The sequence below is a fragment of the Ferrimonas marina genome, assembly GCF_900129905.1.
In the GTDB taxonomy this organism is placed as follows: domain Bacteria; phylum Pseudomonadota; class Gammaproteobacteria; order Enterobacterales; family Shewanellaceae; genus Ferrimonas; species Ferrimonas marina.
Genome location: NZ_FQXG01000007.1, coordinates 64,657 through 88,228, shown reverse-complemented (window position 1 = coordinate 88,228; position 23,572 = coordinate 64,657). Strand labels below are relative to the sequence as shown.

General features: G+C 62.5%; 19 protein-coding genes. 3 read left to right on the top strand and 16 right to left on the bottom strand.

Annotation, left to right across the window (positions count from 1 at the left end; translation table 11 throughout):
* Positions 1-2: 2 nt before the first annotated feature.
* From BUC04_RS16855 to putP, 6 genes are all read right to left on the bottom strand, one after another.
* Entirely contained in the window at positions 3-1,319 is a 1,317-nt protein-coding gene (locus BUC04_RS16855) for a hypothetical protein (protein WP_067663658.1), read from the bottom strand.
* 11 nt (positions 1,320-1,330) lie between these two features.
* On the bottom strand, positions 1,331-2,143 hold the full coding sequence (locus BUC04_RS16850; protein ID WP_067663655.1) for an outer membrane lipoprotein-sorting protein: 813 nt from the start codon (positions 2,141-2,143) through the stop codon (positions 1,331-1,333).
* Positions 2,124-4,703 (bottom strand): efflux RND transporter permease subunit, encoded by a 2,580-nt coding sequence (locus BUC04_RS16845; protein WP_067663652.1) that lies wholly within the window; start codon positions 4,701-4,703, stop codon positions 2,124-2,126. Before BUC04_RS16845 ends, BUC04_RS16850 begins: the two co-directional genes overlap by 20 nt.
* A gap of 239 nt (positions 4,704-4,942) precedes the next feature.
* On the bottom strand, positions 4,943-6,259 hold the full coding sequence (locus tag BUC04_RS16840) for an OmpP1/FadL family transporter (RefSeq protein ID WP_407643885.1): 1,317 nt from the start codon (positions 6,257-6,259) through the stop codon (positions 4,943-4,945).
* Between the two features lie 408 nt (positions 6,260-6,667).
* Entirely contained in the window at positions 6,668-8,035 is a 1,368-nt protein-coding gene (locus tag BUC04_RS16835; RefSeq protein WP_067663693.1) for an OmpP1/FadL family transporter, read from the bottom strand.
* A gap of 213 nt (positions 8,036-8,248) precedes the next feature.
* Entirely contained in the window at positions 8,249-9,688 is a 1,440-nt protein-coding gene (gene putP / locus BUC04_RS16830) for a sodium/proline symporter PutP (RefSeq protein WP_067663649.1), read from the bottom strand.
* 60 nt (positions 9,689-9,748) lie between these two features.
* Between putP and BUC04_RS16825 the strand changes: the two genes are divergently transcribed.
* Positions 9,749-10,219 (top strand): GNAT family N-acetyltransferase, encoded by a 471-nt coding sequence (locus BUC04_RS16825; protein WP_067663646.1) that lies wholly within the window; start codon positions 9,749-9,751, stop codon positions 10,217-10,219.
* 20 nt (positions 10,220-10,239) lie between these two features.
* Here the strand turns inward: BUC04_RS16825 and BUC04_RS16820 are convergent, their stop codons facing one another.
* The 9 genes from BUC04_RS16820 to BUC04_RS16780 all read right to left on the bottom strand — a co-directional run bounded on the left by BUC04_RS16820 (position 10,240) and on the right by BUC04_RS16780 (position 18,778).
* Positions 10,240-10,947, bottom strand: coding sequence for a DUF3379 family protein (locus tag BUC04_RS16820; protein WP_067663643.1), 708 nt, complete (start codon positions 10,945-10,947; stop codon positions 10,240-10,242).
* Positions 10,940-11,455 (bottom strand): sigma-70 family RNA polymerase sigma factor, encoded by a 516-nt coding sequence (locus BUC04_RS16815; protein ID WP_067663640.1) that lies wholly within the window; start codon positions 11,453-11,455, stop codon positions 10,940-10,942. Before BUC04_RS16815 ends, BUC04_RS16820 begins: the two co-directional genes overlap by 8 nt.
* 89 nt (positions 11,456-11,544) lie before the next feature.
* Positions 11,545-13,203: a BatD family protein gene (locus BUC04_RS16810; RefSeq protein WP_143165774.1), complete on the bottom strand. Its 1,659-nt coding sequence runs from the start codon at positions 13,201-13,203 to the stop codon at positions 11,545-11,547.
* Positions 13,197-15,107 carry a vWA domain-containing protein gene (locus tag BUC04_RS16805; RefSeq protein ID WP_067663634.1) on the bottom strand — a complete coding sequence of 637 codons (1,911 nt, stop codon included), beginning with the start codon at positions 15,105-15,107 and terminating at the stop codon, positions 13,197-13,199. Before BUC04_RS16805 ends, BUC04_RS16810 begins: the two co-directional genes overlap by 7 nt.
* Positions 15,100-16,068 (bottom strand): vWA domain-containing protein, encoded by a 969-nt coding sequence (locus BUC04_RS16800; RefSeq protein ID WP_067663631.1) that lies wholly within the window; start codon positions 16,066-16,068, stop codon positions 15,100-15,102. Before BUC04_RS16800 ends, BUC04_RS16805 begins: the two co-directional genes overlap by 8 nt.
* The gene (locus BUC04_RS16795; RefSeq protein ID WP_067663628.1) at positions 16,061-16,516 is read right to left on the bottom strand and encodes a DUF4381 domain-containing protein; all 456 of its coding nucleotides are present in this window, start codon (positions 16,514-16,516) and stop codon (positions 16,061-16,063) included. The genes BUC04_RS16800 and BUC04_RS16795 overlap by 8 nt, the downstream gene beginning before the upstream one ends.
* Positions 16,513-17,421, bottom strand: coding sequence for a DUF58 domain-containing protein (locus tag BUC04_RS16790; RefSeq protein ID WP_067663625.1), 909 nt, complete (start codon positions 17,419-17,421; stop codon positions 16,513-16,515). The genes BUC04_RS16795 and BUC04_RS16790 overlap by 4 nt, the downstream gene beginning before the upstream one ends.
* A complete protein-coding gene (locus tag BUC04_RS16785) occupies positions 17,421-18,377 on the bottom strand; it encodes an AAA family ATPase (RefSeq protein ID WP_067663622.1) in 957 nt (318 codons plus the stop codon). Before BUC04_RS16785 ends, BUC04_RS16790 begins: the two co-directional genes overlap by 1 nt.
* Positions 18,378-18,436: 59 nt before the next feature.
* Positions 18,437-18,778: a hypothetical protein gene (locus BUC04_RS16780; protein ID WP_143165773.1), complete on the bottom strand. Its 342-nt coding sequence runs from the start codon at positions 18,776-18,778 to the stop codon at positions 18,437-18,439.
* A gap of 222 nt (positions 18,779-19,000) precedes the next feature.
* Here BUC04_RS16780 and fadI point away from each other — a divergent pair, with 222 nt between their 5' ends.
* Positions 19,001-20,311, top strand: coding sequence for an acetyl-CoA C-acyltransferase FadI (gene fadI / locus BUC04_RS16775; protein WP_067663615.1), 1,311 nt, complete (start codon positions 19,001-19,003; stop codon positions 20,309-20,311).
* Positions 20,311-22,434 carry a fatty acid oxidation complex subunit alpha FadJ gene (gene fadJ, locus BUC04_RS16770; protein WP_067663612.1) on the top strand — a complete coding sequence of 708 codons (2,124 nt, stop codon included), beginning with the start codon at positions 20,311-20,313 and terminating at the stop codon, positions 22,432-22,434. Before fadI ends, fadJ begins: the two co-directional genes overlap by 1 nt.
* A 225-nt stretch (positions 22,435-22,659) precedes the next feature.
* Here the strand turns inward: fadJ and BUC04_RS16765 are convergent, their stop codons facing one another.
* Positions 22,660-23,439: a hypothetical protein gene (locus BUC04_RS16765; RefSeq protein WP_073326019.1), complete on the bottom strand. Its 780-nt coding sequence runs from the start codon at positions 23,437-23,439 to the stop codon at positions 22,660-22,662.
* Between the last annotated feature and the right edge of the window lie 133 nt (positions 23,440-23,572).

Sequence of the window (23,572 nt, the reverse complement as noted above, 5' to 3'; positions counted from 1 at the left end):
CATCAGTAGTGGTAACGAATCCGCAGCCAGGCGTTGCTGTTGTCCGCCAGTTGGCCAAAGAAGGTGTGGTTATGTTTGCCATCCAGCAGGTTGAGGCCGGCGGCGAAGGACCAGCGGTCATCGTGGCGATAGCCGATCTGGGGTCGCAGGTAGACGTCCTGGTCGGTGGGGCTGTAGAAGCCAAACATCGACAGGGTTAGCCGCTCCTGCAGCGCACGGTAGTCCAGCCGCAGGGTCAGCAGATGGCGGTCCTGCTCCGGTTGCTTGTCCGGGTAGGGCTGGGCTGCCAGCCACTGGCTGTAATCCGTCAGGTGCTCCCACTGGTACTGCACCCCCAGGGTCAATTGGCTGACCAGCTCCATCTGGTAGCCGGTCAGCAGCATCAGCTTGTCCGCCGGTACCCCGGCGACAGTGCCATCCTGGTCCTGCAGATCGTGCCAGGCCCCTTCCAGGTTCCACAGGCCAGGCCCCAGTGGCATCAGCACACTGGCGCCGTAAGCGTTGAGCCGGGTGAAGCTGGGCTGGCCCTGCTCATCAACCGCCTCCGGCGAGCCGGTGTAGCCCCAGTAGCCATAGACCGCCCACTCGGCGCTGCCACGCTGGCCATAGAGGCGTGCAGCCAGGGCTTCGTCACTGGGCTCGTCGGCCTCAAAGCCCGGGGCTACCGGGCCATCGACCACCGGGCTGTAGACGCTGAAGCGCTCGCCATTGAGGTAGTTGTCCGCCTCGAAGCGCGGCAGCCAGGTCAGGTCCAGGTTGGCATGGCTGCCGTAGTAGCTGGCCTTGATGGCGTTGACCGGCGCCTTGAGGTACTCATCGTCCAGGCCGGAGAAGAACGCCTGCCAATCCTTGGGAAAGAGATCGTTTAGAAACAGGTAGTCGCCGGTGCCCCAGGTCAGCACCTGTCGGCCCAGCTTCATCTCAACGCTGTCTCCCAGGCCAAAGCCGACGGAGAGTTCCCGCAGGTCGAGCTGCCAGCCCTCCACCACGTCGTCGTAGCGCAGATCCGCCCGCAGATCGCCCCGCAGGGTGTCACCGCGGTAGCCGCTCTCCAGTCGGGCCCGGGCCTCCCCCAGGGTTTGCCGGGGCAGGCCAGCGCCATCGCTCTGCAGCCGGGTGCCCAGCGCCCCCTCGACAAAACCGCTGATCGGCTGCCAGGGGGAGGGGGCTTCGCTGTCCCAGTCATCCTCCCACGGCTCACCCCAGGCATCCTCCCAATCGTCCTGCTTGGGCTGCTCGCTATGGGCTTGGGCCGGCAGCATCGCCAGGCTCAGCAGCAGCGGCAGGCTAAATGGCAGCAACAGGGCCTTACTTCGCATCTTGGGCCTCCTCAACGCAGGTACTGGGTGGGGGGCGTGCGCATGCTGCGCTCGCTGAAGATCGACTCAGGCAGCCCCAGGTCGTACTGGACACCGCGGAACTCCATCAGGGTGTACCCGCCGCTGCGCAGGTCCTCGACCTTGGAGCGCAGCACGGTGGGGTGGCCCTGGATGGTCTCCACCTGGGCCACACTGACCCGGCGGTAGAGGTTGCCCTGGCTGTCCTGGTACTCCGCCTTAATCGGCAGGAAATGGCCCTTGTCGACCCAGACCCGGTAGCGGGCAAACTCGACGCTGCGGGGATCTTTGGGGGTGGCCTCGATCAGGTAGTGCTGTTCGGTCTCCTCCACCAGGCTGAAGCTGTCCTCCCGCGGGTTGCGGCCGGACACATCCTCGTAGAAGAAGTCGCTGCCGACGAACGAGGTGCGCTTGTCGCCGGCGCTGATCCGGCGCAGCAGATCCAGCCCCGGCAGATAGAGCCAGCGGTCATCGTCGCTCTTCACCTGCTTCTCCACCCGGAACACGGTGCCGCGCACGTCCGAGGGGCGGGAGAAGAACACCAGCATCTGTTGATCGCCGGCGGCCTCCTTGGTGCGACGCAGCAGGGTGAACTGGCGGGTCTGCTCCCGGCCCCGGCCATCGACGATGCGCATCCGGGCCTGGCTGCGGCCGTCGTTGCCGGCGTAGAAGGAGGCCAGGTTGGCCTTGTCGATGATCGCTTCGGCACTGAGGTCCCCGGCGCTGTCAGACTGGGCAGCGGCAGGCAGGGCCAGGGTGGCGGCCAGCAGGCTGGCAAACAGGGACTTAGTGGCGAATTTCAACATGGGAACCTCCGTTGAGTTCGGTGTTCTGGCTGGGCAGGGCCCAGCGGGCAAGGAGTTTGAGTACCGCCGGCAACAGCAGCAGGGTGACGCTGGCGGAGACCGCCATGATGGAGGCCATCAGCACCCCGACGGTGATATAGGGCACCAGCGGAGCCAGCAGCAGCGGGGTGAAGCCCAGGGCGATAACGATGGCGTTGCGGCTGATGGCCCGCGCCGGTTCATCGAACATCAGCCGGAAAGTCTGAGCGACATCGCCAGTCTGGCGGTGCAGCGCCCGGGTGCGCTCGAGGAAGTGGATGGCAAAGTCCACCGACAGCCCCAGCGCCAGGGCGGAGAGCACCGCGATAGGCATGTCGTAGTCCTTGCCCAGCCAACCCACCAGGCCATAGATAAAGGCGATGGTAAGGCTCAGCGGCAGCATCGCCACCAGGCCATAGAGCGGTGAACGGAACAGCAGGCTCATCATGATAAAGATCACCACGAAGGCGCTGAGCAGGCTCTCCAGCATGCCGCTGACCATGGCGTCCTGCCACACCACGTTGATGTAGGCCTTACCGGCCCAGTCGGCACTAAGCCCCTGGGGCAGCGGGTGGGCGTTAAGGTACTGGTCCACCTCGGCCATCACCTGGGTCATGTGCTGGTTGTCACCGGAGGTCAGCTGCAGCCACAGCAGGCTTTGGCGGTAGTCGCGGCTGACGAAGTGCCACAGGTCCTGCGGTCGGTGGGAGGACTGGAACTGCAGCAGGGTCTGGGCCACACCAGCAGCGCTGGCGGGCAGGCGGAAGTCGGCGTCATCGCCGGAGTGCAGCTCCCGGTTAACCGTCTTAACGATGTCCGGCAAGGCGTTGGACTTGCCCACCAGGCCACTGGCTTGCAGTTGTTGTTGCAGGCCGGTCATCCACTCAAGCACCGCCGGGTCGAGGAAGCGACGGCTCTGCTCCAGCAATAGCTCCAAGTCGGCCATGGCCTGATCAATGGCTTCCAGCTGGGCGTCGTCACTGGCGGCGAAGGCGGCATCATCCAGGGTGCTGAGCAGGGTTACCAGCATCGCCGGTTGGCCGGCCAATCCTTGTTGTAACTGGGCCTGGGCTTCCTGATCACCGGGCAGCGCCAGCGTCAGGGCTGTATTGAGCTTCTGTATCTCGGCGGGGGTGGCCAAGGGGCTGTGATCAGTGAGTACCAGGTAGGCGTCGTAGGTACCGGCAAAGTGGGCGTTAAGGGCCCGGTCGGCCACGCGGATCTCATGGTCTGCCTTGAACCAGCGCACCGGGTTGTCGTTGATCTGGATGCGGCCGATGCCGATAGCGGACAGGGCCAGGATCCCCAGGGCGACCAGCAGGATCGGCTTGGCCCGAGTGACGCTGACCCGGCCGAGCTTAGGCAGGGTACGAGCCAGTACGCCGCCTTGTGCTTTGCCATGCAGGCGCTGCTGCATCGCCGCCAGGGTGGCCGGTTTCATCCGCACCACGTAAGCGGGTACCAACAGGATGGAGACCACAAAGGCCAGCAGGATGCCGCTGCCAACGAAGGCACCGAACACCTGCACCGGCGGGATTGGGGTCAGCATCAGTGAGTAGAAGCCGATGGCGGAGGTCACCGAGGTGAACAGCATGGGGTTGAACAGGTCGCGCATCACCTCCTGGATCACCGCCTTGGGGTCTTTGCCGGCGCGGAATCGGTCGGTGAAGTCACTCATGATGTGGACCGAGTCCACTACGGCAATGGGCATCAGGAAGATGGCGATCATCGAGGACATGATGTGCACCGTGTAGCCGAGGCCAATCAGGGTGCCCATGGTGGCGATCACCGTGGTCATGGCCACCATCATCGGTGCCAGCACCAGCGGTACGCTGCGGAAGAAGAACCACATCAGGGCGAAGATCATCGCCCCGGCCAGGGGAGCGGCGATGGCCATCTGCACGAACATCTCGTGGCCAAACTGGTTCTCTGCCACCGGCAAGCCGGTGAGGTAGTAGTGATCCGTCGGTGCCTGCTCGGCGATCAGGGCACGGATCTGCTCCGCCACCCGGTAGCTGTCGTCCTTGCTGTAGAGCGGCACGTAGATGGCGGCGGCTTTGCCATCGCTGGACACCAGGGTGTTGTCCAGCATCGGCAGGCGGGCGACGGCATCGCCGATCGCCCGGGCGGCCTCGCTGGTGGCCGGCGCGGTGCGCATCAGGTACTCGAAGCGCAGCTCTCCGGCGTCGCCCTGGGTGATGTTGTCGGAGGTGGAGAGCGCCATCAGGTCTGCTTGCACCACACCGTCCAGCTTAAGAATGGCGTCGGTCAGGTTGTGCATGATGGCGAGGGAGTCGGGATTGAAGATCCCCTGCTCACCCTCGGCGACGGCACCCACCACGATGCTGTCGTAGAGGGCGAAGTCGGCCTTCACCTGGTTGTGGAACAGCCGGGCGGGGTCGTCCGCCGGGAGCATGTTCTCCGGGTCCGTGTCGATCTGGATGTTGGGGATCAGGGCCCCGGTCAGCAGGACCAGCAATCCCACCAGGGCATAGACCCAGCGAGGGCGTTCCGTGGCGAAGTGGATCAGTGCGGTTTTCATATCGGCTCTTGAATTAGTTTTTGCTAATGTTTTTTGTGAGCATAAATTAGCAATTTCTAATTTTCAAGCTTTAGGTGATTCTAATGTAACGGCGCACTGCCGCAGCGGGTGATCGATCTGTCACCGCAATCCGAGGGAAAGCGGGCGCTGGCAATGCGATAGGATGGTGACGAGAACAGGATGATGAGAGACAAAAAAAGGGAGCCGTCAGGCTCCCTTCTTTTTGCGATGGTTCCGGCTTAGAAGCGGTGGCTGTACTGCACCGAGTAGTAAACCGCACCGGATTCGGTGGTGGCGTTGACCGGACCGACGATGGCGCTCTCTTCCACCAGGTCCACCTCTTTACCCTGAACGTAGGCGATGCCCAGGTCGATGGTGGACTTCGGGGTGATGTTGAAGCCGATACCGGCGGTGTACCAGTTACGATCCGAGTCCGGGATGGAGATGGAGGAGATTTCGTTCACCACACCCTGGTCGAACATGTAGCCGGCCCGCAGGGTCCAGCGGTCGCTGAGGTTGTAGGTACCCCCCACGCTGAACAGCCAGGAGTCGTCCCACAGGTACTCCTTCAGCGCCACGTCACCTACTGGGATCTCAGTACCAGCGGCAGGGCCATCGATGATGATGCCATTGCCATCCAGTGCAGTGATCTGCTCGAAGTTACCCCATTGGGTGAACTGGGCGGTGTAGTGCAGCGCGAAGCGGTCGGTCAGCTGGTGGAAACCGGCCACCTGGAAGATGTCCGCCAGCGGCACTTCCAGCTCGTCGAAGCTGGTGGCGACGTTGGCCAGGCCAACACCGGGGATCATGGCCGGAGAGATGGTGTTGATATCACCGGTCACCTTCATGTCCGGGCTGAAACGGTAGCTGGCACCGATGCGGTGGCGCTCATTGAACTCCCAGGTGGCACCAATGATACCGCCAAAGCCCCAGCCGTCGGCTTCCACCGCCACCAGCGGGGTTTCACCGGCGAAGCGGTCCAGCTTACCTTCGCCGTAGATGGCGTCGATGCCAGCACCCAGGCTCAGGTGGTTGTTGATGCGGTAAGAGACGCTGGCGTTGAGGTTGATGGTGGTCACCTCGGTGTTGCCCAGCAGGTCAAACGGCGCGTAGACATCGCCGGTAGGCAGGACCGCGTTGGTCAGGTCCAGGTTGCCGCTGTCGGTTCCGGTACCGAAGTTGGAGAAGGCACCGAAGCCCACGGCCACCTTGTCGTTCAGCGGCTGGATGTAAAAGATGTTGGGGATCACCTTACCCTCACCGGCGTCGCTGGTGCCGCCGATGTCGATAGGTCCCAGCGGGCCCATGTAGTTGACATCTTTGATGTCGATCGCCAGATCGGCGTAGGTGATGCCACCGGAGAAGGCGGCTTCATTGAACAGGGCCATGGCGGCGGGGTTACGGCTCAGGACGGAGGCGTTATCGGCGATGACAGCGTCACCGGAGAAGGCACGACCAATGCCGGTGGCAGATTGGCTGTTGAGTTGGAAACCAGCCCCCAGAGTTGGCGCGCTGATGGCGGCAATGGCCAACGCGACTAATGACTTCTTCATCATGGTATTCAACCTTTCCATGTTGTTTTTATATGTACGCAAAGCGTTGCCATTTTATTAACTAAAACCCCTTTACTGGTCAGACCACCGACCTGTTTTGGCCACTAAATGCGCAAGTCGAGAGGTTCCGCACAGGAATGGAATGCTTTGTTTCTGAGTTGTTGCTCTAGGGTTGCGCTTGCGATGTTGCTGACTTGGGTTCGTTGTTGCTTGGTTGTGAGTAAAAGCTCTAGCTTTTTGTTTAAGGAAGGGGGAGCAATGAGCTGGGGGCAAAGGGCGGAGAAATGGATCGAAAAGAGGGCTAAGCGGCGGTGAAAAGTAGGGAATGAGGTTCGGGTTTGACCAAGCTGTTGCGCCTTGACCAAACAAAAAGGGAGCCCGGAGGCTCCCTTTGTTCCAGTGACAACGTGATTAGAAGCGTACGCTGTACTGGATGGAGTAGTAGGTGGCACCAGACTCAGTGGTGGCGTTTACCGGACCTGCCAGGGCGCTGTCTTCAACCAGGTTCACCTCTTCACCGGCGATGTAGGCGATGCCCAGATCGATGGTGGATTTGGCGGACAGGTTGTAACCCACACCAGCGGTGAACCACTGACGGTCGGAGTCCGGGATGGACAGGGACTCGATGTCACCCACCACGCCCTGGTCGTAGGCGTAACCGGCACGCAGGGTCCACTTGTCGTTCAGGGTGTAGGTACCACCGACACTCAGGAACCAGCTGTCCTGCCACTGGTACTCTTTCAGGGCGATGTCACCCAGGTCAACATCGATGGGGAAGCCACCGGGTACCTGACCACCGACGATGCCACAAACCACGGCGTTGTCGACACACTGAGCAGTACCGACACCATTGGTGGCGGTGATCTCTTCAAACACGCTCCACTGGGTCCACTGGGCGGTGTAGTGCAGGGCAAACTTGTTGGTCAGCTGGTGGAAACCGGCGATCTGGAAGATGTCCGGCAGCGGCACTTCCAGCTCGTCGAAGTCTGCGGTGATGGCGGCCGCAAACTCAGGCAGCAGCGGGTTACCAGTGGGCAGGTTAGCCACCAGGCTGGCACCGATGTCACCGGACACGGTGGCGTCCGGGCTGAAGCGGTAGCTCAGGCCCAGGCGGTGGTTTTCGTTGAACTCGTAGGTGGCACCCAGGATACCGCCGAAGGCCCAACCGTCGGCGTCGGCGCTGATCACGTCCATGGCGCGGGTCAGTTTGCCCTGGCCCTGGATGATGTCCAGGCCGGCACCCAGGCTCAGCTGGTCATTGACACGGTAGGAGACGCTGGCGTTGAGGTTGATGGTGGTCACCTCGGTGTTGCCGATCAGGTCGATAGGACCCTGCGGGATGCCGTTCTCATCGGTGGGCATGCGGTTCACCAGGGAGCCGGTGTCGGTGCCGGTGCCGAAGTTGGAGAAGGCACCGAAGCCGATGGCAACCTTGTCGCTCAGCGGCTGGATGTAGAAGATGTTGGGAACGAGCTTGCTGTCGGCGGCATCGTCGATGCTGCCCAGGTCTACCATGCCGCCCATGTAGTTCACGTCCATGACGTCCACTTGGGTATCAACGTAGGCAACACCGCCGGAGAAGGCACGCTCGTCGAACAGGGCCATGGCGGCCGGGTTGCGGGCCAGCACGGAGGCGTTGTCGGCGATCACGGCGTCACCGGCCATGGCGCGACCGATGCCGGTGGCGGATTGGGAGTTCAGGCCAAAGCCGGCCGCCAGGGTCGGGGCGCTGGTCATGGCGATCGCGGTGGCGATCAGTGTCTTGTTCATCGCTTTCATCTTCACTTGCTCTCTCACTTCAAGGCAGTGTTTTAGTAATTGCGCCGCATGATAGGGAGTTGGGGTAGTTGGACATATCCGACCAGAGGGGAAAATGAGGGTGTCTGCAGCAAAAGTGAGCGCATCGTCCCGCAATTGGCGAACAATGCAACAGCTTGCTTAAGTGGAGGTAAATAAAAAGGGCGTAAAATACGCCCTTTGTTGTCGCCCGGTTTAGAGCTGCTGCTCAAACCTGCGATGCAGGGTTTGTACCTCGCTGCTGGGGGGCAGCAGCTTGCTGATCACTACCCCGGCCAGGGTGGCAAAGACAAAGCCCGGCAGGATCTCGTAGAGGTCAAACAGTCCGCCCTCGAGTGGCTTCCATACCACCACGGTGATGGCACCCACCAGGATGGTGGCGATGGCGCCGAAGCGGCTGTAGCCACGCCAGTACAGCGACAGCAGGATCACCGGGCCAAAGGCGGCACCGAAGCCGGCCCAGGCGTAGCTGACCAGCGCCAGCACGGTGGACTGGGGATCCAGCGCGATCACCGTGGCCAGGACCGCCACCGCCAACACAGTGAGACGGCCCACCATCACCCGCTCCCGCTCGCTGGCGTCAGGGCGCAGCCATTTGCGGTAGAAGTCTTCGGTCACCACCGAGCTGCACACCAGCAGCTGGGAGTCGATGGTGCTCATGATGGCGGAGAGAATGGCAGCGATCAGGAAGCCGGCGACCCAGGGGTTGAACAGCACCTTGGACAGCTCGATAAACACGGTCTCGGCGTTATCCAGCGGGGTACCGGCGAAGTAGAGCGCGCCGGCCAGGCCGGTGGCTAGGGCACCCACCAGGGAGAGCAGCATCCAGCCCATGGCGATGCGACGGGACACCGGCAGGTGGTTGACGTCGCCGATGGCCATAAAGCGGGACAGGATATGGGGCTGACCGAAGTAGCCCAGGCCCCAGGCCAGCAGGGAGAGGATGGCGATCAGCGACAGGCTCTCCGGCAACAGCTCCAGCATGGCCGGCTCCACCATGGCCAGGTCGTAGCGGTCGGAGGAGAACACCACCATGGGCACCACCAGCAGGGCCAACAGCATCAGGATCCCCTGGAAGAAATCGGTCCAGCTGACGGCAAAGAAGCCGCCGACAAAGGTATAGGAGACGATAATGGCGGAGCCGATCAACAGGGCGGTGGTGTAGTCCAGGCCAAACACCTGCTCAAACAGGATGGCGCCACCGACCATGCCGGAGGAGGTGTAGAAGGTGAAGAACAGCAGGATGGTGGAGGCGGCCACAAGGCGCAGCACCCCGGTATCCTCGAAGCGGCGCTCGAGGAAGTCCGGCAGGGTCAGCGAGTCGCGGGTGTACTCGGTGTAGACTCGCAGGCGTTTGGCCACCAGGTGCCAGTTGACCCAGGCCCCCAGCACCAGGCCGATGCCGATCCAGGCCTCGGACAGGCCGGACAGGTAGACCGCCCCGGGCAGACCCAGCAGCAGCCAGCCGGACATGTCCGATGCCCCCACGCTCAGGGCCGTTACCGCTGGCCCCATCTTCCGTCCGCCCAGGATGTAGTCGGAGGAGGTGGTGGTGTTTTTATAGGCCAGGGTCCCGATCACCAGCAACAGGATCAGGTAGGCAAAAAAAGTGATGGTGGTGGCGGTGGATATCATGCTTATATTTTTAAGGGGTTAGGAAGGAAGCGCGCAAAATGCTAGCAGAGGTGTAAGACGGTGACCAGTCATAACGTTTTTGAGGTGTCCTGGCAGTGGCTGCCGTTTCAGCAGTTGAGTGTCAACCAACTGTATGAGTTGCTGAAACTGCGCGAGCAGGTATTTCAGCTTGAGCAGAGCAGCCTCTACCCGGATCTGGACGACAAGGACCAGATCGCCCACCACCTGTTGGTGACCCAGAACGAGCAGTTGATAGGCTACCTGCGTTTGATCCCCACCGACAGCGCCATCAAGTTGGGGCGCATCGTTCTGACCGAGGCCACGCGGGGCCAGGCGCTGGGGCGGGAGCTGGTGCAGGCGGGGATCGCCCGGGCCCTGTCAGTGGCGCCATCCCTGCCTATTACCCTGTCGGCGCAGCAGGCGCTGCAGTCTTACTACGAGGACTTTGGCTTTCGCGCCTGCTCGTTGCCCTACGACGATGGCGGGGTGATGCACCTGGATATGGTGTTGCCGGGCAGCAGTCAGGACTGACCCGGCCTTCACCCAAACCTCTAGAGGCTCTGGTAGTGGTTGCTGATCTGTTGCATTAGCGGCTTAAGCTGACCTTGTTGCTGCTCGGTACCGATCACCGCCATATGCACATTGCTGTTGTCGCTGCCCAGGCCCTGGTAGCGATCGTTGGCAAAGCGCTCAGGCAGGCGTTGATTACCCTCTTTGGGGATGTAGAACAGGGTCACACGGCCCTGCTCCGAACCCATCACCACATGCAGTGAGCGGATGCCGTCGAAGTCGCAGAAGTTGGCGTAATAGATCTGGCCCGGCATGCTGTCCATACGCCCGCCAAGGGCCGCCAGCTTGGTGTTCAGCGCCGTCAGGGTTACCCCTTCATCGATGGTATCGACAAAGCCCTCTTCGTGGGCCACGTGGGCCAGGGCGTGGGTACCAAGGTCATTCTGGGTGCGCTGGTTCAGGGTAAAGGTAAGACCTACGGCGAAGGCCACCGAGGCGGCCGCCGCCAACTGCCAGCGATGTCGGCGTTTCTGTTGTTTGTGCACCACCAAGTTCTGTTGCAGCAGCAGTCGATCAGCCAGGTCATCGGGGACCGGGATCTTGGCGGCCTGGCCTATCTGCGCATCCAGTGCCTGCAGCTCTTGCCAGAAGGCGTCCCGACCGGGGGCTTCCCCGGCGGCGTGCTTCAGCTCAGTATCCTTGCTGTTGGGCTCGGCGTAGATGCGCCGGCGAAATTCAAGTTCATCCATTGCGATGCCCCTTATCAGCGTGTTGGACATCCAGTGCTTCGCGCAACTGGTTTCGTGCGCGGAACAGGCGCGTCATCACGGTGTTGCGGTTCAGCTCCAGCACCGTGGCGATCTCGTCACCGCTGAAGCCGTACAGCACTTGCAGAAGCAAAGGCTCGCGGTACTCCGGCTCCAGCAGGGCCATCTTCTGACGTAGCAGGTAGTGCTCGGCGTCCTGCTCCGGCGTGGTGGCGACGGGATCCGCCACCTGGCAGTCGTCGATGTCCGTTAAATCAAATTGTTTGCGTTCGAACCGGCGGGCATTCTCCCGCCTTAGGATGGTGATGAGCCACGCTTTGGCGGCCTTTTCATCCTTGAGGGAGTCCAGCGATTTCCAGGCGCGCAGGAAAGTCTCCTGGACCAGGTCGTCAGCGACACTGCGGTCGTGGCATAGCCAATAGGCGTAGCGATAGAGGTCGCCGTGCAAAGCTCGCACCAGCGCCTCATAGCGGCGTTGTTTGCTCATCATGTCAGAAGTGACCGAGGCTGCCGTTTTTTTCTTTCCTATGCCAAACATTTTTTCTTCGCGCCTTCCTTGTTGCGCCTGAAACAGGGGGGTTAGGACATTCTGGTTGTGGGATCCATTGCCGGCAAGTGGCAAGGCTCCCCTTTGGCCTGCGGTGGCGGCAGCGCGCGGACTGCTGCCTGCAGAGCATCCCCCTGCCAGGGCTGGGGATCTGAGCCGTAGCGGCTGCTTTGCAGTGCCGCGATAGGCTGGGCCAGGCTGGGCAGGGCCTGCCCCAGTTGAGCCAGTGTAACCGACCGGCCCAGGAATTCGGTACCCCAGCGGGGCAGGGTGGCCAGGGCCTTGTCCGCATCGTTGTCTTTGCAGGCCTGGAGCAGGGCCTTCTCCGCCTGCAGCGGTCGCAGTTGCGGTTGTGCCGCTGGCTGCGCTTGCGGCCGGCGACGCTGCCAGCCCCACCAGAGGGTGGCCAGCCATAACAGGGCCAGTCCCAGGCTGAGCCAGGGCCAGAAGCCCGCATCGGTTTGGGCTGGCGCCATCGGCTCGGGCTGGGTTTCCGGTTGCGGTAGCGCTGGGGTCACCGGGGCCAGGCCACTGGCCGGTTCAACCTGGATGGTGCGTTCCGGCAGCTCTGCCCACTCCTGCCGCTTCAGGCGGGCGTTCCACCAGGGCACCTTAAGGGCGGGCAGGGTGTAGCTGCCTGGTTGGTTGGGCACGATGGCCACGCTCTGTTTGAGCTGGGCGATCAGCTGACCGTCCCGCGGGCCACCGCCTCGCTCGGTTTTGTCCGGGTAGAGCCGCAGCCCCTCCGGCACCGACAGGGTCAGTTCCGGCAGGCTGTCCGGGGTGGTGCCGATGGCAGAGAGCAGCAGGTTGCGGGTGATGGGTTGGCCCACTTCAAAGCGCGTCTCGGTGTCGAGATCGTCCGACAGTGAGACGATGTCCGCCACCAACCAGCTGCCCTGGTAGCTGACCGGGCGAGGTTCGATGGTGAAGCGAATGGGCTCACTCTGGCTGAACATGGAGCGGGCCTGGGGGCGAGCAAAGAAGTCCTGGCGGGTGCCGCTGACCAGCAGATCGCCGCGGAAGTTGGCGGCACCGAGATCGTACTCGCCGGGGGTGTCGCCGCTGATCAGGTACTGGCGCTCAATCACATGGTAGCGCTTGCCTTCGATGATCTCTGAGCTGGACTGGTCCTGACCCAGCTGCTGCAGCTGCAGCTGCGGGTGTTCCGGCGCATTGAGACTGCCGCGCTGCAGCTCAGCACCAAGGAACAGTTTCAGGGTCAGGATCAGCGGCTGGCCCGGCAGCACCCGGTTTCTGTCCAGCTCGGTTTCGATGTAGGCCAGCGGTACCTGGCCCAGCTCTTTGGCCTGCTCCGGGGGCAGCACCCGCAACTGGATAGGCTGGCTTAACACCCCGTCCAGCTCCAGTGCCGGGATGGTCAGGGTGCCGGCACGCTTGGGCAGCAACAGGATGGTCCAGGTGGTGGCACGCTGCATCTCCATGTTGATGATCTGGGTCGACTTGTTGATGTTGGTGCGGCCGATGGCAAAATCCGCCTCCAGCGCCGACAGGTCCAGATCCTCCCGATCGGCCGAGGCATCCGCCTCCACCACCAGCTGGACCGACTGGCCCTGGATCACCGGGTTTTGATCCACGGTGGCGCTGAGCTGGCTGATGGCCCAACTGGGCAAGGCCATCAGCGCCAGTGCCATGGGCACAAATAAGGAGAGTAATCGCTTCGTTACCACTGGGTTCGCTCCCGATTGAGACTGCCTTCGGCTCGGCGTCGTTGGTATTCCCGTTCCATCTTGTTGCGCAGCAGCTGGCCGGGATCATCCGGCACCAGCCGCAGTTGACGCTGCAGTAGCTCATCTTGCTCGCCGTCAGATTCCGCCGCAGCGGCGGCCTGGGCCTCTGCTTGCGACTCGGTCTGCTCATCTTGTTCGTTCATTGGCTGGGCCGAGCCCTCGCTGGACTGGCCCGGCTCCGGCTCGGCGCTGTCCGGGCTTTGCGGCGAGGATGGCTCCGGGCTGTCCGAGGGCGGCGCCGAGGAACTGGGGTCACTGCTGTCCCGTGGCTCCGGGGCTTGCTGATTATCAGGCTGAGCGTCATTGCCCTGCTCGCTCTCGGCGTCGCCCTCGCCGTTGCTCGGGTCAGGTTGCCCTTGCTCTTCGCTGGGCTGATCGGGATTGGCCCCGTCGCCCTGCTCGCCGGACTCGCTGTCATCCCCTGGGGGCTGTTCACCCTCACCGGACTGGCTGTCATCGCCGGATTCGCCATCGCCCTCCTGCTCGCCCTGGCCCTGCTGTTGAGATTGCTCCTGCTGCAGCTGTTCCATCAGCGCCAGGTTGGCCTGGGCATCGGCGTGGTCCGGTTGTTGTGCCAGTACCTGGCGATAGCGCTCGGCCGCTTCGGCGTAGTCGCCCAGCTGCGCCAGGGCGTTGCCGGCGTTGTAGCGGCTGGTGAGGTCGTCGGCGTCGTCAAAGGCGGACAGGGCCTGCTCGTACTGGCCGGCTCGGTAGTGCGCGGTGCCTTGCCAGGCGGGATCGTCAAACAGCTGCGCGGCCTCGGCATACTCCCCCGTCTCGAACGCGGCCTGGCCGCGCTGATCCTGGGTTTGCCACCAGCTGGCCTCGCTGCTGGGAGTAAGCATCAGCAGTGGCAACAGGGCCAGCAGGGCATGGCGACGCAGCAGCAGGGCAAAGGGAAGCAGCAGCAGTGGCAGCAGGAAGCCGCCACGGTCGAGCCATTGCTGGTGGGTCTGGCTGTCGTGGCGGGCACTGTCATCGGCCAGCGAGGGGGACTGGCTTAGGGCGGTAACGTCGCTGCCGTCCGGTTGGTAGCGGACCAGGCTGCCGCCACTGGCTTGAGCTACCCGGGCCAGCAGGTCAAAGTTGGTGCGGGCCAGGGCGACCTGACCGGCGCGGTCACGCACCAGATCGCCGTTGGGCTGTTCCATGGGGGCGCCCTCCCGGGTACCCAGTGTCAGCATCCTCAAAGTCCAGGGCAGGCGCTCGGCCAGATCCATTACCTCGTCGGCGTACTCCGGCAGCAGGTCGTCAATCAGCAGCAGGATCTCACCCTGCTGGTAGCCGGCATCCCGCAGCAGGCGATCGGCTTCGTACAGGGCCCGGGGCAGGTTGGAGCCGGGGGCAGGCATCAGCTCCGGGCCTAGTACCGGGATCAGGTTGGCCAGGGTGGCCCGGTCGTCGGTCATCGGCGCCAAGGCAAAGGCGTCGCCGGCGTAGGCCACCAGGCCCATCTCACCCTCGGGCAGTTGCTCCAGCAAATCCAACGCCTTGAAGCGAGCCTGGGTGATGCGGTTGGGGGGGAGGTCCGTGGCCCACATGGAGTAGGAGAGATCCATCACCATCACCCGGCCCTGCTGCAGCTGATACAGCGGTACCGGCTGGCGATCCCAGCTGGGGCCGGAGAGCGAGAGCAGCATCAGCGCCAGCAGCGCCAGCGGCAGGGCGGAGCCCAAGGGCTTTTGTTCGCGATCGCCCTGCAGCAGCGCCGATTGCAGATGTGCCGGCAGCAGCGATTGCCAATGGTGACCATTGAGGCTGTGTTTACGCAGCCACCAGGCTAGGATCGGCAGCAGCAGCAAGCCCAGCAGTACCCAGGGGCGTACCAGGTGAAAATCAGCCATGACGCCTCCTCAGCAGCAGTAGCAGCAATAGCGCGGTGGCGGCACCCAGCGGCCAATGGTACAGCTCGGTCTGGGGGCGCCACTGGGCACCACCCTGGGCGATGGGTTCCAGTTCATCCAGTTTGCTGTAGATCGCCTCCAGCTCGGCGGTATTGCGCGCACGGAAGTAGGCGCCGCCGGTGGACTCCGAATGCTGGGCAAAGGTTTGCTCGGCCCGATCCAGCTCGGCCGAAGGGTTCACGGTACGGGTGCCGAACAGGCGGCGCTGGCTGATCTCCGAGGAGCCAACCCCGATGGTGTATAGGGTGACCCCGGCCCGGCGGGCCAGATCCACCGCTTGCTCAGGGCTAAAGCGACCGGCGTTGTTCTCGCCATCGGTTAGCAGCACCAGCACTCTTGAGCTTTGCTCGAGCTGCTCAAAGCGCTTGACCGCCAGGGCGATGGCATCGCCAATGGCGGTTTGTGTACCTACCAGGCCCAGCTCTGCCTCGGTCAGGTAGCGGCGCACTGCGGCGCGGTCGAAGGTGAGCGGCGCCTGCAGGTAGGCCTGATCAGCGAACAGGATCAAGCCGAGGCGATCACCTTCGCGACGCTGGATAAACTCTCCCAGTACCGATTGCACTACGGTGTAGCGATCCACCACCCGGCCATTGAGCTCCATGTCCTCTATCTGCATGGAGCCGGAGAGATCCACCGCCACCATCAGATCCCGCCCTTCCCGGGTTAAGGCCACAGGCTCACCCAGCCAAAGCGGGCGGGTGCTGGCGACTACCAATAGCAGCCAGGCCAATGCCGCCAGGGTTTGCCACAGCGCTTTGGGTTTGGGGCCAGCGGCCAGCGGCAGTTGTTTGGCCAGGGCACCGGGCAGGCGCAGGGCTGCGGCCTGGGCGGGGCGGCGTCGGGGCAGCAGCCAGGGCAGCGGCAGTAACAGCAATAGCCAGGGCCAGGCAAGACTAAGCATGGCGCTCCCCCATCTTGGGCAGGCGTTGTAGCACCAAGCGGGCCTGCTGACGCAGCGCGTCACCGCCATGGTTTGGCTTGGCTTGGTAGGGGTTGCCCAGCAGCTCGTTCCAGGGCGCCGTGGTACCCAGGCATTGGTTGAGGAAGCGATGCAGCTCAGCACCGTGCAGATCCGCCACCTGCTCCCGTGGCAGGTAGGCCAGGGCGGTGCGTTTGATCAGGGCCACCACCTGGCTGGCCAGCTCAGGATCAGTGGGATTGAGGGCGTCGAGCTGGGCCAGGGCCTGGCGGCTCGGCGCGACCTTATGGCGATGTCGGCGCCACCACCAAAGGGCCAGGCCGATAAGGGCGAGTAGGAGCGATAGCGCCAGCCAGGCTCCGGGACCCGGTGGCCAGGCAGCGACGGCAGCAGGTTGGTGGATCGGCTTGAGGGCGTCGAGAGGGTTCATATCCAAAGCTGTTGCCACTGGTTCTGCAGGGGCTGGCCGGCACTGATTTCGCTCAGTGGCAGCGCATACTGACGGCTGAGTTGCTGCGCCTGTTGCCAGGCCTGCTGCCAGCGCTGGGCCAGCTGTTGGGCACCGCGTCGGTCCAGCCAGTTGGGTTGGCCCTGGCCGGGCAGTCGCACCGGCAGGGGTTGATTGACCTGGGCCATCTGCTGGTAGAGGGGATCGGTGATGGCAAATAGCCGCACCTCGGCGTGGCGTTTGACCCGTTTGATCTTCTGCAGGCTGGCAGGATCCAGCCCCAGCGGGTTGGTAATGATCACCACCAGCGAGCCGGGACGGGCCAGGTGCTGCAGTCGTTCCAGCGCCTCGCTCCAGTACTCCCCCTGGGGAGCTTGTTGGGGGTGCAGCTCCACCAGGGCCTCCAGCAAGGGCAGCAGCCCGGCGCGGCGGGAGCGGGGTTTGAGCTCCTTGTGCTGACCGTCGTTGCAGACGATGCCGCCAAGGCGATCGCCGTGGGCCATCACATGCCAGCCCAGCAGGGCGGCCAGGTGTCCGGCCTGAACCGATTGCAGTAACAGCTGCGAACCCAGGTGCTGGCGGCTGCCCAGGTCGACGCAAAGCAGCACGGGCCGTTCGCGCTCATCACGAAACAGCTTGGTGTGCGCTGCGCCGGTGCGGGCGGTGACACGCCAGTCGATGGTGCGGATGTCGTCGCCGGGTTGGTAAGCACGCACTTCGGCAAACTCCATACCCCGACCACGCTGGCGCGATAGCCGCTCACCGGCGGTGATGGCTCGGGCGGCACCCTGGTCCGGGCTGCGCACCAGCGTCTGGTGCTCGGCCCGGGCCAGCAGCTCCTTCAGGCTGAGATCGACGCCGTTGCCATGGCGGGGCAGGGGCAGCATCAGGGGATGGCCACCAGCTTGAGGATGCGATTGATCACCTGGTCCTTGTCGATCCCTTCGGCTTCAGCCTGGTAGGAGAGCAGGATGCGGTGACGCAGTACGTTGGGGGCGACCGCCTGGACATCTTCCGGGGCGACATAATCCCGGCCGTGTAGCCAGGCCCGGGCGCGGGCACAGCGTTCCAGGGCGATACTGGCACGGGGAGAGACGCCCCACTGGATCCAGTCCGCCAGGGTCTCGTCATAGCGTTTGGGTTGGCGTGTCGCCATCACCAGGGCAACGATGTACTGCTCCATCTGCGGTGCCATATAGAGCCGCAATGCCTCGTCGCGGATGGCGAACAGCTCCTGCTCGTTGAGCGGTTGTGGCGTGGCCAGGTTGCCCTGCTGCGCTTCGTTGCGCGACAGCGCCAGGATCTCCAGCTCGGTCTCGGCGTCGGGGTAGTCCAGCGACAGGTGCAGCAGGAAGCGGTCCAGCTGGGCCTCCGGTAGCGGGTAGGTGCCCTCGTTCTCGATGGGATTCTGAGTGGCCATCACCAGGAACAGCTTGGGCAGGGTGTAGCTGCGCTTGCCCACGGTGATCTGGCCCTCTGCCATCGCTTCGAGCAGGGCGGATTGCACCTTGGCGGGCGCCCGGTTGATTTCGTCCGCCAGGATCAGGTTGTGGAACAGCGGCCCGGGTTGGAACTCGAAGCTGCCGGTCTCCTGTCGGAAGATGTCGGTCCCGGTCAGATCCGCCGGCAGCAGATCCGGGGTGAACTGGATGCGGTGGAAGTCGCCATCGATGCAGTCCGCCAGGGCCTTGACCGCTCGGGTCTTGGCCAAACCCGGTGGGCCCTCTACCAGCAGGTGGCCATCGGCGATCAGGGCGATCAGCAGCCCCTCCACCAGGTTGGGCTGACCCAGCACCATCTGCTGCAGGTATTGTTGGATGAGATTCAGTCGTTGCCGTTGCATGAGGTCTCTCTATTACGTCGTGACGTCCAGTCCGGCCGGTCCGGACACACCATCAGAGGCTATTGAAAATACTGCATTATCTGGGCAGTGAGCAAGTAAGGCGCGGCGGTAACAAAGGGCAGCAACGATGCCAGCATCACCTTGCTGGCGGGGGCGCCACTGCGGTTCAGATGCAGACTGTAGAACAGACCATAGGCAAAGAAGGCCGGGTAGAGCAGCAGGGTGACGCTGACGTAGTAACGCAGCAGGGTGGCCGGCAGTTCCATCAAGGAGCCGGGCAGGCTGAAGTCGACGTAGTGGAAGCCCATCATCCAAAACAGCATCTGCAGGCCCAGGGGCCAGTAGATCACTGCAATCCAAACAGAGAGCGGGGTACGGCGAAGATCGGTGTCAGGTCGCATTAAGGGTCCGTTTTGTGAAGTTTTGTGCGGTTATATCGTCGCTAAATACCAGATTCAAGTGGCTTTAATTGCTTTTTACCTTGATTTGGACAGCGCGAAGGCAGGGGAAGTTTCACACACCTGTTTGAAACTGATGCCACAAAAGTTAGTATGGGATCACGTTTTACTGGTCAGACCTCGAGCGGATCACGCTCGCAGAGCCCGAAGAAAAGAGGATCTTTCATGACGCAAGCAAGCAAGTTAACGACGTCATCTGGCGATCGGATCGCCATTGTGGCGGGACTGAGGACGCCCTTTGCCCGACAGGCAACGGCGTTTCACGGGATCTCGGCCCTGGACATGGGCAAGATGGCGGTGAGTGAGTTGCTGGCTCGCGCCGAGTTGGATCCCAAGCTGGTGGACCAGGTGGTGTACGGTCAGGTAGTGCAGATGCCCGCCGCGCCAAACATTGCCCGTGAGATCGTGCTGGGTACCGGTATGTCGGTGCACACCGATGCCTACTCGGTGACCCGTGCTTGTGCCACCTCGTTCCAGTCCGCCGCCAACATCGCTGAGTCGATCATGGCTGGTACCGTGGAGATTGGCATCGCCGGTGGCGCTGACTCCAGCTCGGTGCTGCCTATTGGCGTCAGCAAGAAACTGGGCCGCGCCCTGGTGGATCTGACCAAGGCGAAGACCCTCGGTCAGCGCCTGTCCATCATCAAGCGGCTGCGTCCGAAAGACCTGCTGCCGGTGCCGCCGGCGGTGGCGGAATACTCCACCGGTTTGTCGATGGGTCAGACTGCTGAGCAGATGGCCAAGACCCACCAGATCAGCCGGGAAGATCAGGACAAGCTGGCGCTGCGTTCGCACCAGCTAGCGCACAAGAACTGGGAGTCTGGCGTACTGGCCAACGAGGTGATGACCTGCCACGTACCGCCTTACAAGAGCTACATCGAGCGGGATAACAACGTGCGGGCTGAGATGGCGCTGGATAAGCTGGCCAAGCTCAAGCCGGTGTTCGACCGTAAGCACGGCAGCGTCACCGCCGCCAACTCCACCCCGCTGACCGATGGGGCTTCGGCGCTGTTGATGATGCCGGAGTCCAGGGCCAAGGCGATGGGCTACGACCCTATCGGTTACCTGCGCAGCTATGCCTTTACCGCCATCGATGTGTGGGAAGACATGCTGATGGGCCCCTCCTACGCTACCCCGCTGGCACTGGACCGCGCCGGCATGACCCTGGCGGATCTGGACATCATTGAGATGCACGAGGCCTTTGCCGCGCAATCCCTGGCCAATGTGAAGATGTTCGCCAGCAAACAGTTTGCCGAGCAGAAGCTGGGCCGCAGTCAGGCGATCGGTGAGATCGACATGGATAAGTTCAACGTGATGGGGGGCTCACTGGCCTATGGTCACCCCTTCGCCGCCACCGGCGCTCGCCTGATCACCCAGGTCTGTCGGGAGCTGAAACGACGGGGCGGAGGCGTGGGGCTGACCACCGCCTGCGCCGCTGGTGGTTTGGGTGCAGCGATGGTTCTGGAGGTAGAGTGATGACGGATAAGACCTTTACATGGCAAAAGGACGCCGATGGCATTGCACTGATCACCATGGATGTGCCCGGCGAGACCATGAATACCCTGCGTGACAGCTTCAATGACGAGGTACGTGCGTTGTTGGCTGAGATCGGTGCGGACTCTGAGGTAAAGGGGGTGGTACTCACCTCCGGTAAGCCGGATTCCTTCATCGCCGGTGCCGATATAGGCATGCTCGATGCCTGTGAGACCGCTGAGGACGTGGAGGCGTTGTCTCGCTCCGGTCATCAGACCCTGGCTGCGCTCTCTGACTTGTCGGTGCCCGTGGTGGCAGCGATCCACGGCCCTTGCCTGGGCGGTGGCCTGGAGGTGGCGCTGGCCTGCGATTACCGGGTTTGCAGTAACAGCGATAAAACCCTTATCGGTTTGCCTGAGGTGCAGTTGGGCCTGCTGCCCGGTGGCGGCGGAACCCAGCGTCTGCCCAAGCTGGTGGGGGTGGCCAAGGCACTGGATATGATGCTCACCGGTCGTCAGTTACGTCATCGTCAGGCGGTGAAGATGGGGGTGGTCGAGGAGGCGGTGCCTCTGAGTGTGCTGGTGGAGGTGGCCAAGAAATGGGCGCTGAAGGGCAAGCGCAAGAAGATAACTCCCAAGCTGTCCGGAGCTGAGAAAGCCCTGGAGTTGACCTCCGTTGGTCGCAAGGTGATCTACGACCAGGCATTGAAGCAGGTTGAGAAGAAAACCCACGGAAACTACCCGGCTCCGGCGAAGATCATCGAAGCGGTCAAGGTGGGCGTGGAGCAGGGTGGCCAGGCTGGCTACGACACTGAAGCCCAGGCCTTTGCCGAGCTTGTGATGTCACCGGAGTCCGAATGCCTGCGCGGTCTGTTCTTTGCCACCACCGAGATGAAAAAGGAGACCGGTGCTGAGGGTGTGGAGCCTAATCCGGTGCACAAAGCGATGGTGCTCGGTGGTGGCCTGATGGGCGGCGGTATTGCCTCAGTGACCGGACTGAAGGCGAAGATCCCGGTTCGGATCAAGGATATCAATGAAGAGGGCCTGAAGAACGCTCTGGCCTACAGCTATAAGCAGGTGGATCGGCGGGTTAAGAAACGGCAGATGACGCCGGCCCAGCGAGACCAGTCCATGAGCCTGATCTCTACCACCACCCGCTACCAGGGCGTTAAGGACGCCGACATCGTGGTGGAGGCGGTGTTTGAGGATCTGAAGCTGAAGCATCAGATGGTTAAAGAGATCGAGGCCCAGTGTAACGAAGACACCATCTTTGCTTCCAACACCTCGTCGCTGCCCATTGGCCAGATTGCAGAAGCGGCCTCCCGACCAGACAAGGTGATCGGCCTGCATTACTTCTCCCCGGTTGAAAAGATGCCGCTGGTCGAGGTGATCGCTCACAAGGGCACTTCACCTGAGACCATCGCCACCACCGTGGCCTTTGCCAAGAAACAGGGTAAGACCCCTATCGTGGTGCAAGACGGTGCGGGGTTCTATGTAAACCGAATTTTGGCGCTGTACATGAACGAGGCGGCCAATCTGCTGTTGGATGGTGAACCTATCGAAGCCCTTGATAAGGCATTGGTGAAATTCGGTTTTCCTGTTGGTCCTATCACCTTGTTGGACGAGGTGGGCATCGATGTGGGGGCTAAGATCGCGCCAATTTTACAACAAGAACTGGGTGAGCGATTCGCAGCCCCTCAGGCTTTCGTCAAATTATTGGCGGATGACCGTAAGGGCAAGAAGAACGGAAAGGGCTTCTATCAGTTCAACAGCAAGAAGAAAGGCGCCAAGCCTGTGGATGAGAGCGTCTATCCGGTGCTGGGTGTGACCCCGCAAGCTCGCCTGAGTGGTGAGGAGATCGCCGAACGCTGTGCGGTGCAGATGCTCAATGAGGCTGTGCGCTGTCTGGAGGAAGGTATCATCGCTTCACCCCGGGATGGGGATATCGGCGCCATCTTCGGTATCGGCTTCCCGCCGTTCCGTGGCGGCCCGTTCCGCTACATTGACGCCTTGGGTGCAGACAAGCTGGTGGCTATCCTCCAAGGCTACCAAGAGCGCTATGGTGACCGCTTTGCCCCGGCAGATCGGTTGATGACTATGGCTGAACTGGGTGAGACCTTCTACTGACCGGTCTCAAAGCAAAAAAGAGAGCCAATCGGCTCTCTTTTTTTATGTTCGGATTCTCAGTGGTTCAGTTCCACCAGGCGGCAGCGCTGGTGGTTTCCAGCTGGCTGAGCCCTTTCGGCAGGTTGACCTTCTTACGCTTCTGCTCGATGCCAAAGGCGATTTTGATCAGTTTCAGCATGATGAATACCTCTTTCTCTCTTGCCCGCAAGGACGATAAAACCGGTGTTAGGCGTCAGCTTGGTCAGCACGACGGATCCAGGGCACGGTGGCGAACTCCTGGTCAGCACGACGGATCCAGGGCACGGTGGCGAACTCCTGGTCGGCACGGCGGATCCAGGGCACGGTGGCGAATTCTTGCTCAGCACGGCGGATCCAGGGAACAGTGGCGAACTCCTGGTCGGCACGGCGGATCCAGGGCACGGTGGCGAACTCCTGGTCGGCACGGCGGATCCAGGGCACGGTGGCGAATTCTTGCTCAGCACGGCGGATCCAGGGAACAGTGGCGAACTCCTGGTCGGCACGGCGGATCCAGGGCACGGTAGCGAACTCTTGCTCAGCTCGGCGGATCCAGGGCACGGTAGCGAACTCCTGGTCAGCACGACGGATCCAGGGCACGGTGGCGAACTCCTGGTCAGCACGACGGATCCAGGGCACGGTGGCGAACTCTTGCTCGGCTCGACGGATCCAAGGCACGGTGGCGAACTCCTGCTCGGCACGACGGATCCAGGGCACGGTAGCGAATTCTTGCTCAGCACGGCGGATCCAGGGCACGGTAGCGAACTCTTGCTCAGCACGGCGAATCCAGGGCACGGTAGCGAACTCTTGCTCGGCGCGGCGGATCCAAGGCACGGTGGCGAACTCTTGCTCGGCACGGCGGATCCAGGGCACGGTAGCGAACTCTTGCTCAGCACGGCGAATCCAGGGCACGGTAGCGAACTCTTGCTCGGCGCGGCGGATCCAAGGCACGGTGGCGAACTCTTGCTCGGCACGGCGGATCCAGGGCACGGTAGCGAACTCTTGCTCGGCACGGCGGATCCAAGGGACTGTCGCAGTGTCACCGGTAGATGGAGTTAGCCAAGGGATATTATTCTCGAACTGCTCTGTTTCTTGGATTTGAATGTCAGTATTTATCTGCTGA

What these genes read in the sequence shown, in the direction of transcription:
- BUC04_RS16855 (WP_067663658.1), bottom strand. Translation starts at nt 1,319, where the DNA reads ATGCGAAGTAAGGCCCTGTTGCTGCCATTTAGCCTGCCGCTGCTGCTG.
- BUC04_RS16850 (WP_067663655.1), bottom strand. Translation starts at nt 2,143, where the DNA reads ATGTTGAAATTCGCCACTAAGTCCCTGTTTGCCAGCCTGCTGGCCGCC.
- BUC04_RS16845 (WP_067663652.1), bottom strand. Translation starts at nt 4,703, where the DNA reads ATGAAAACCGCACTGATCCACTTCGCCACGGAACGCCCTCGCTGGGTC.
- BUC04_RS16840 (WP_407643885.1), bottom strand. Translation starts at nt 6,259, where the DNA reads ATGATGAAGAAGTCATTAGTCGCGTTGGCCATTGCCGCCATCAGCGCG.
- BUC04_RS16835 (WP_067663693.1), bottom strand. Translation starts at nt 8,035, where the DNA reads ATGAAAGCGATGAACAAGACACTGATCGCCACCGCGATCGCCATGACC.
- putP (WP_067663649.1), bottom strand. Translation starts at nt 9,688, where the DNA reads ATGATATCCACCGCCACCACCATCACTTTTTTTGCCTACCTGATCCTG.
- BUC04_RS16820 (WP_067663643.1), bottom strand. Translation starts at nt 10,947, where the DNA reads ATGGATGAACTTGAATTTCGCCGGCGCATCTACGCCGAGCCCAACAGC.
- BUC04_RS16815 (WP_067663640.1), bottom strand. Translation starts at nt 11,455, where the DNA reads ATGATGAGCAAACAACGCCGCTATGAGGCGCTGGTGCGAGCTTTGCAC.
- BUC04_RS16805 (WP_067663634.1), bottom strand. Translation starts at nt 15,107, where the DNA reads ATGGCTGATTTTCACCTGGTACGCCCCTGGGTACTGCTGGGCTTGCTG.
- BUC04_RS16800 (WP_067663631.1), bottom strand. Translation starts at nt 16,068, where the DNA reads ATGCTTAGTCTTGCCTGGCCCTGGCTATTGCTGTTACTGCCGCTGCCC.
- BUC04_RS16795 (WP_067663628.1), bottom strand. Translation starts at nt 16,516, where the DNA reads ATGAACCCTCTCGACGCCCTCAAGCCGATCCACCAACCTGCTGCCGTC.
- BUC04_RS16790 (WP_067663625.1), bottom strand. Translation starts at nt 17,421, where the DNA reads ATGCTGCCCCTGCCCCGCCATGGCAACGGCGTCGATCTCAGCCTGAAG.
- BUC04_RS16785 (WP_067663622.1), bottom strand. Translation starts at nt 18,377, where the DNA reads ATGCAACGGCAACGACTGAATCTCATCCAACAATACCTGCAGCAGATG.
- BUC04_RS16780 (WP_143165773.1), bottom strand. Translation starts at nt 18,778, where the DNA reads ATGCGACCTGACACCGATCTTCGCCGTACCCCGCTCTCTGTTTGGATT.
- fadI (WP_067663615.1), top strand. Translation starts at nt 19,001, where the DNA reads ATGACGCAAGCAAGCAAGTTAACGACGTCATCTGGCGATCGGATCGCC.
- fadJ (WP_067663612.1), top strand. Translation starts at nt 20,311, where the DNA reads ATGACGGATAAGACCTTTACATGGCAAAAGGACGCCGATGGCATTGCA.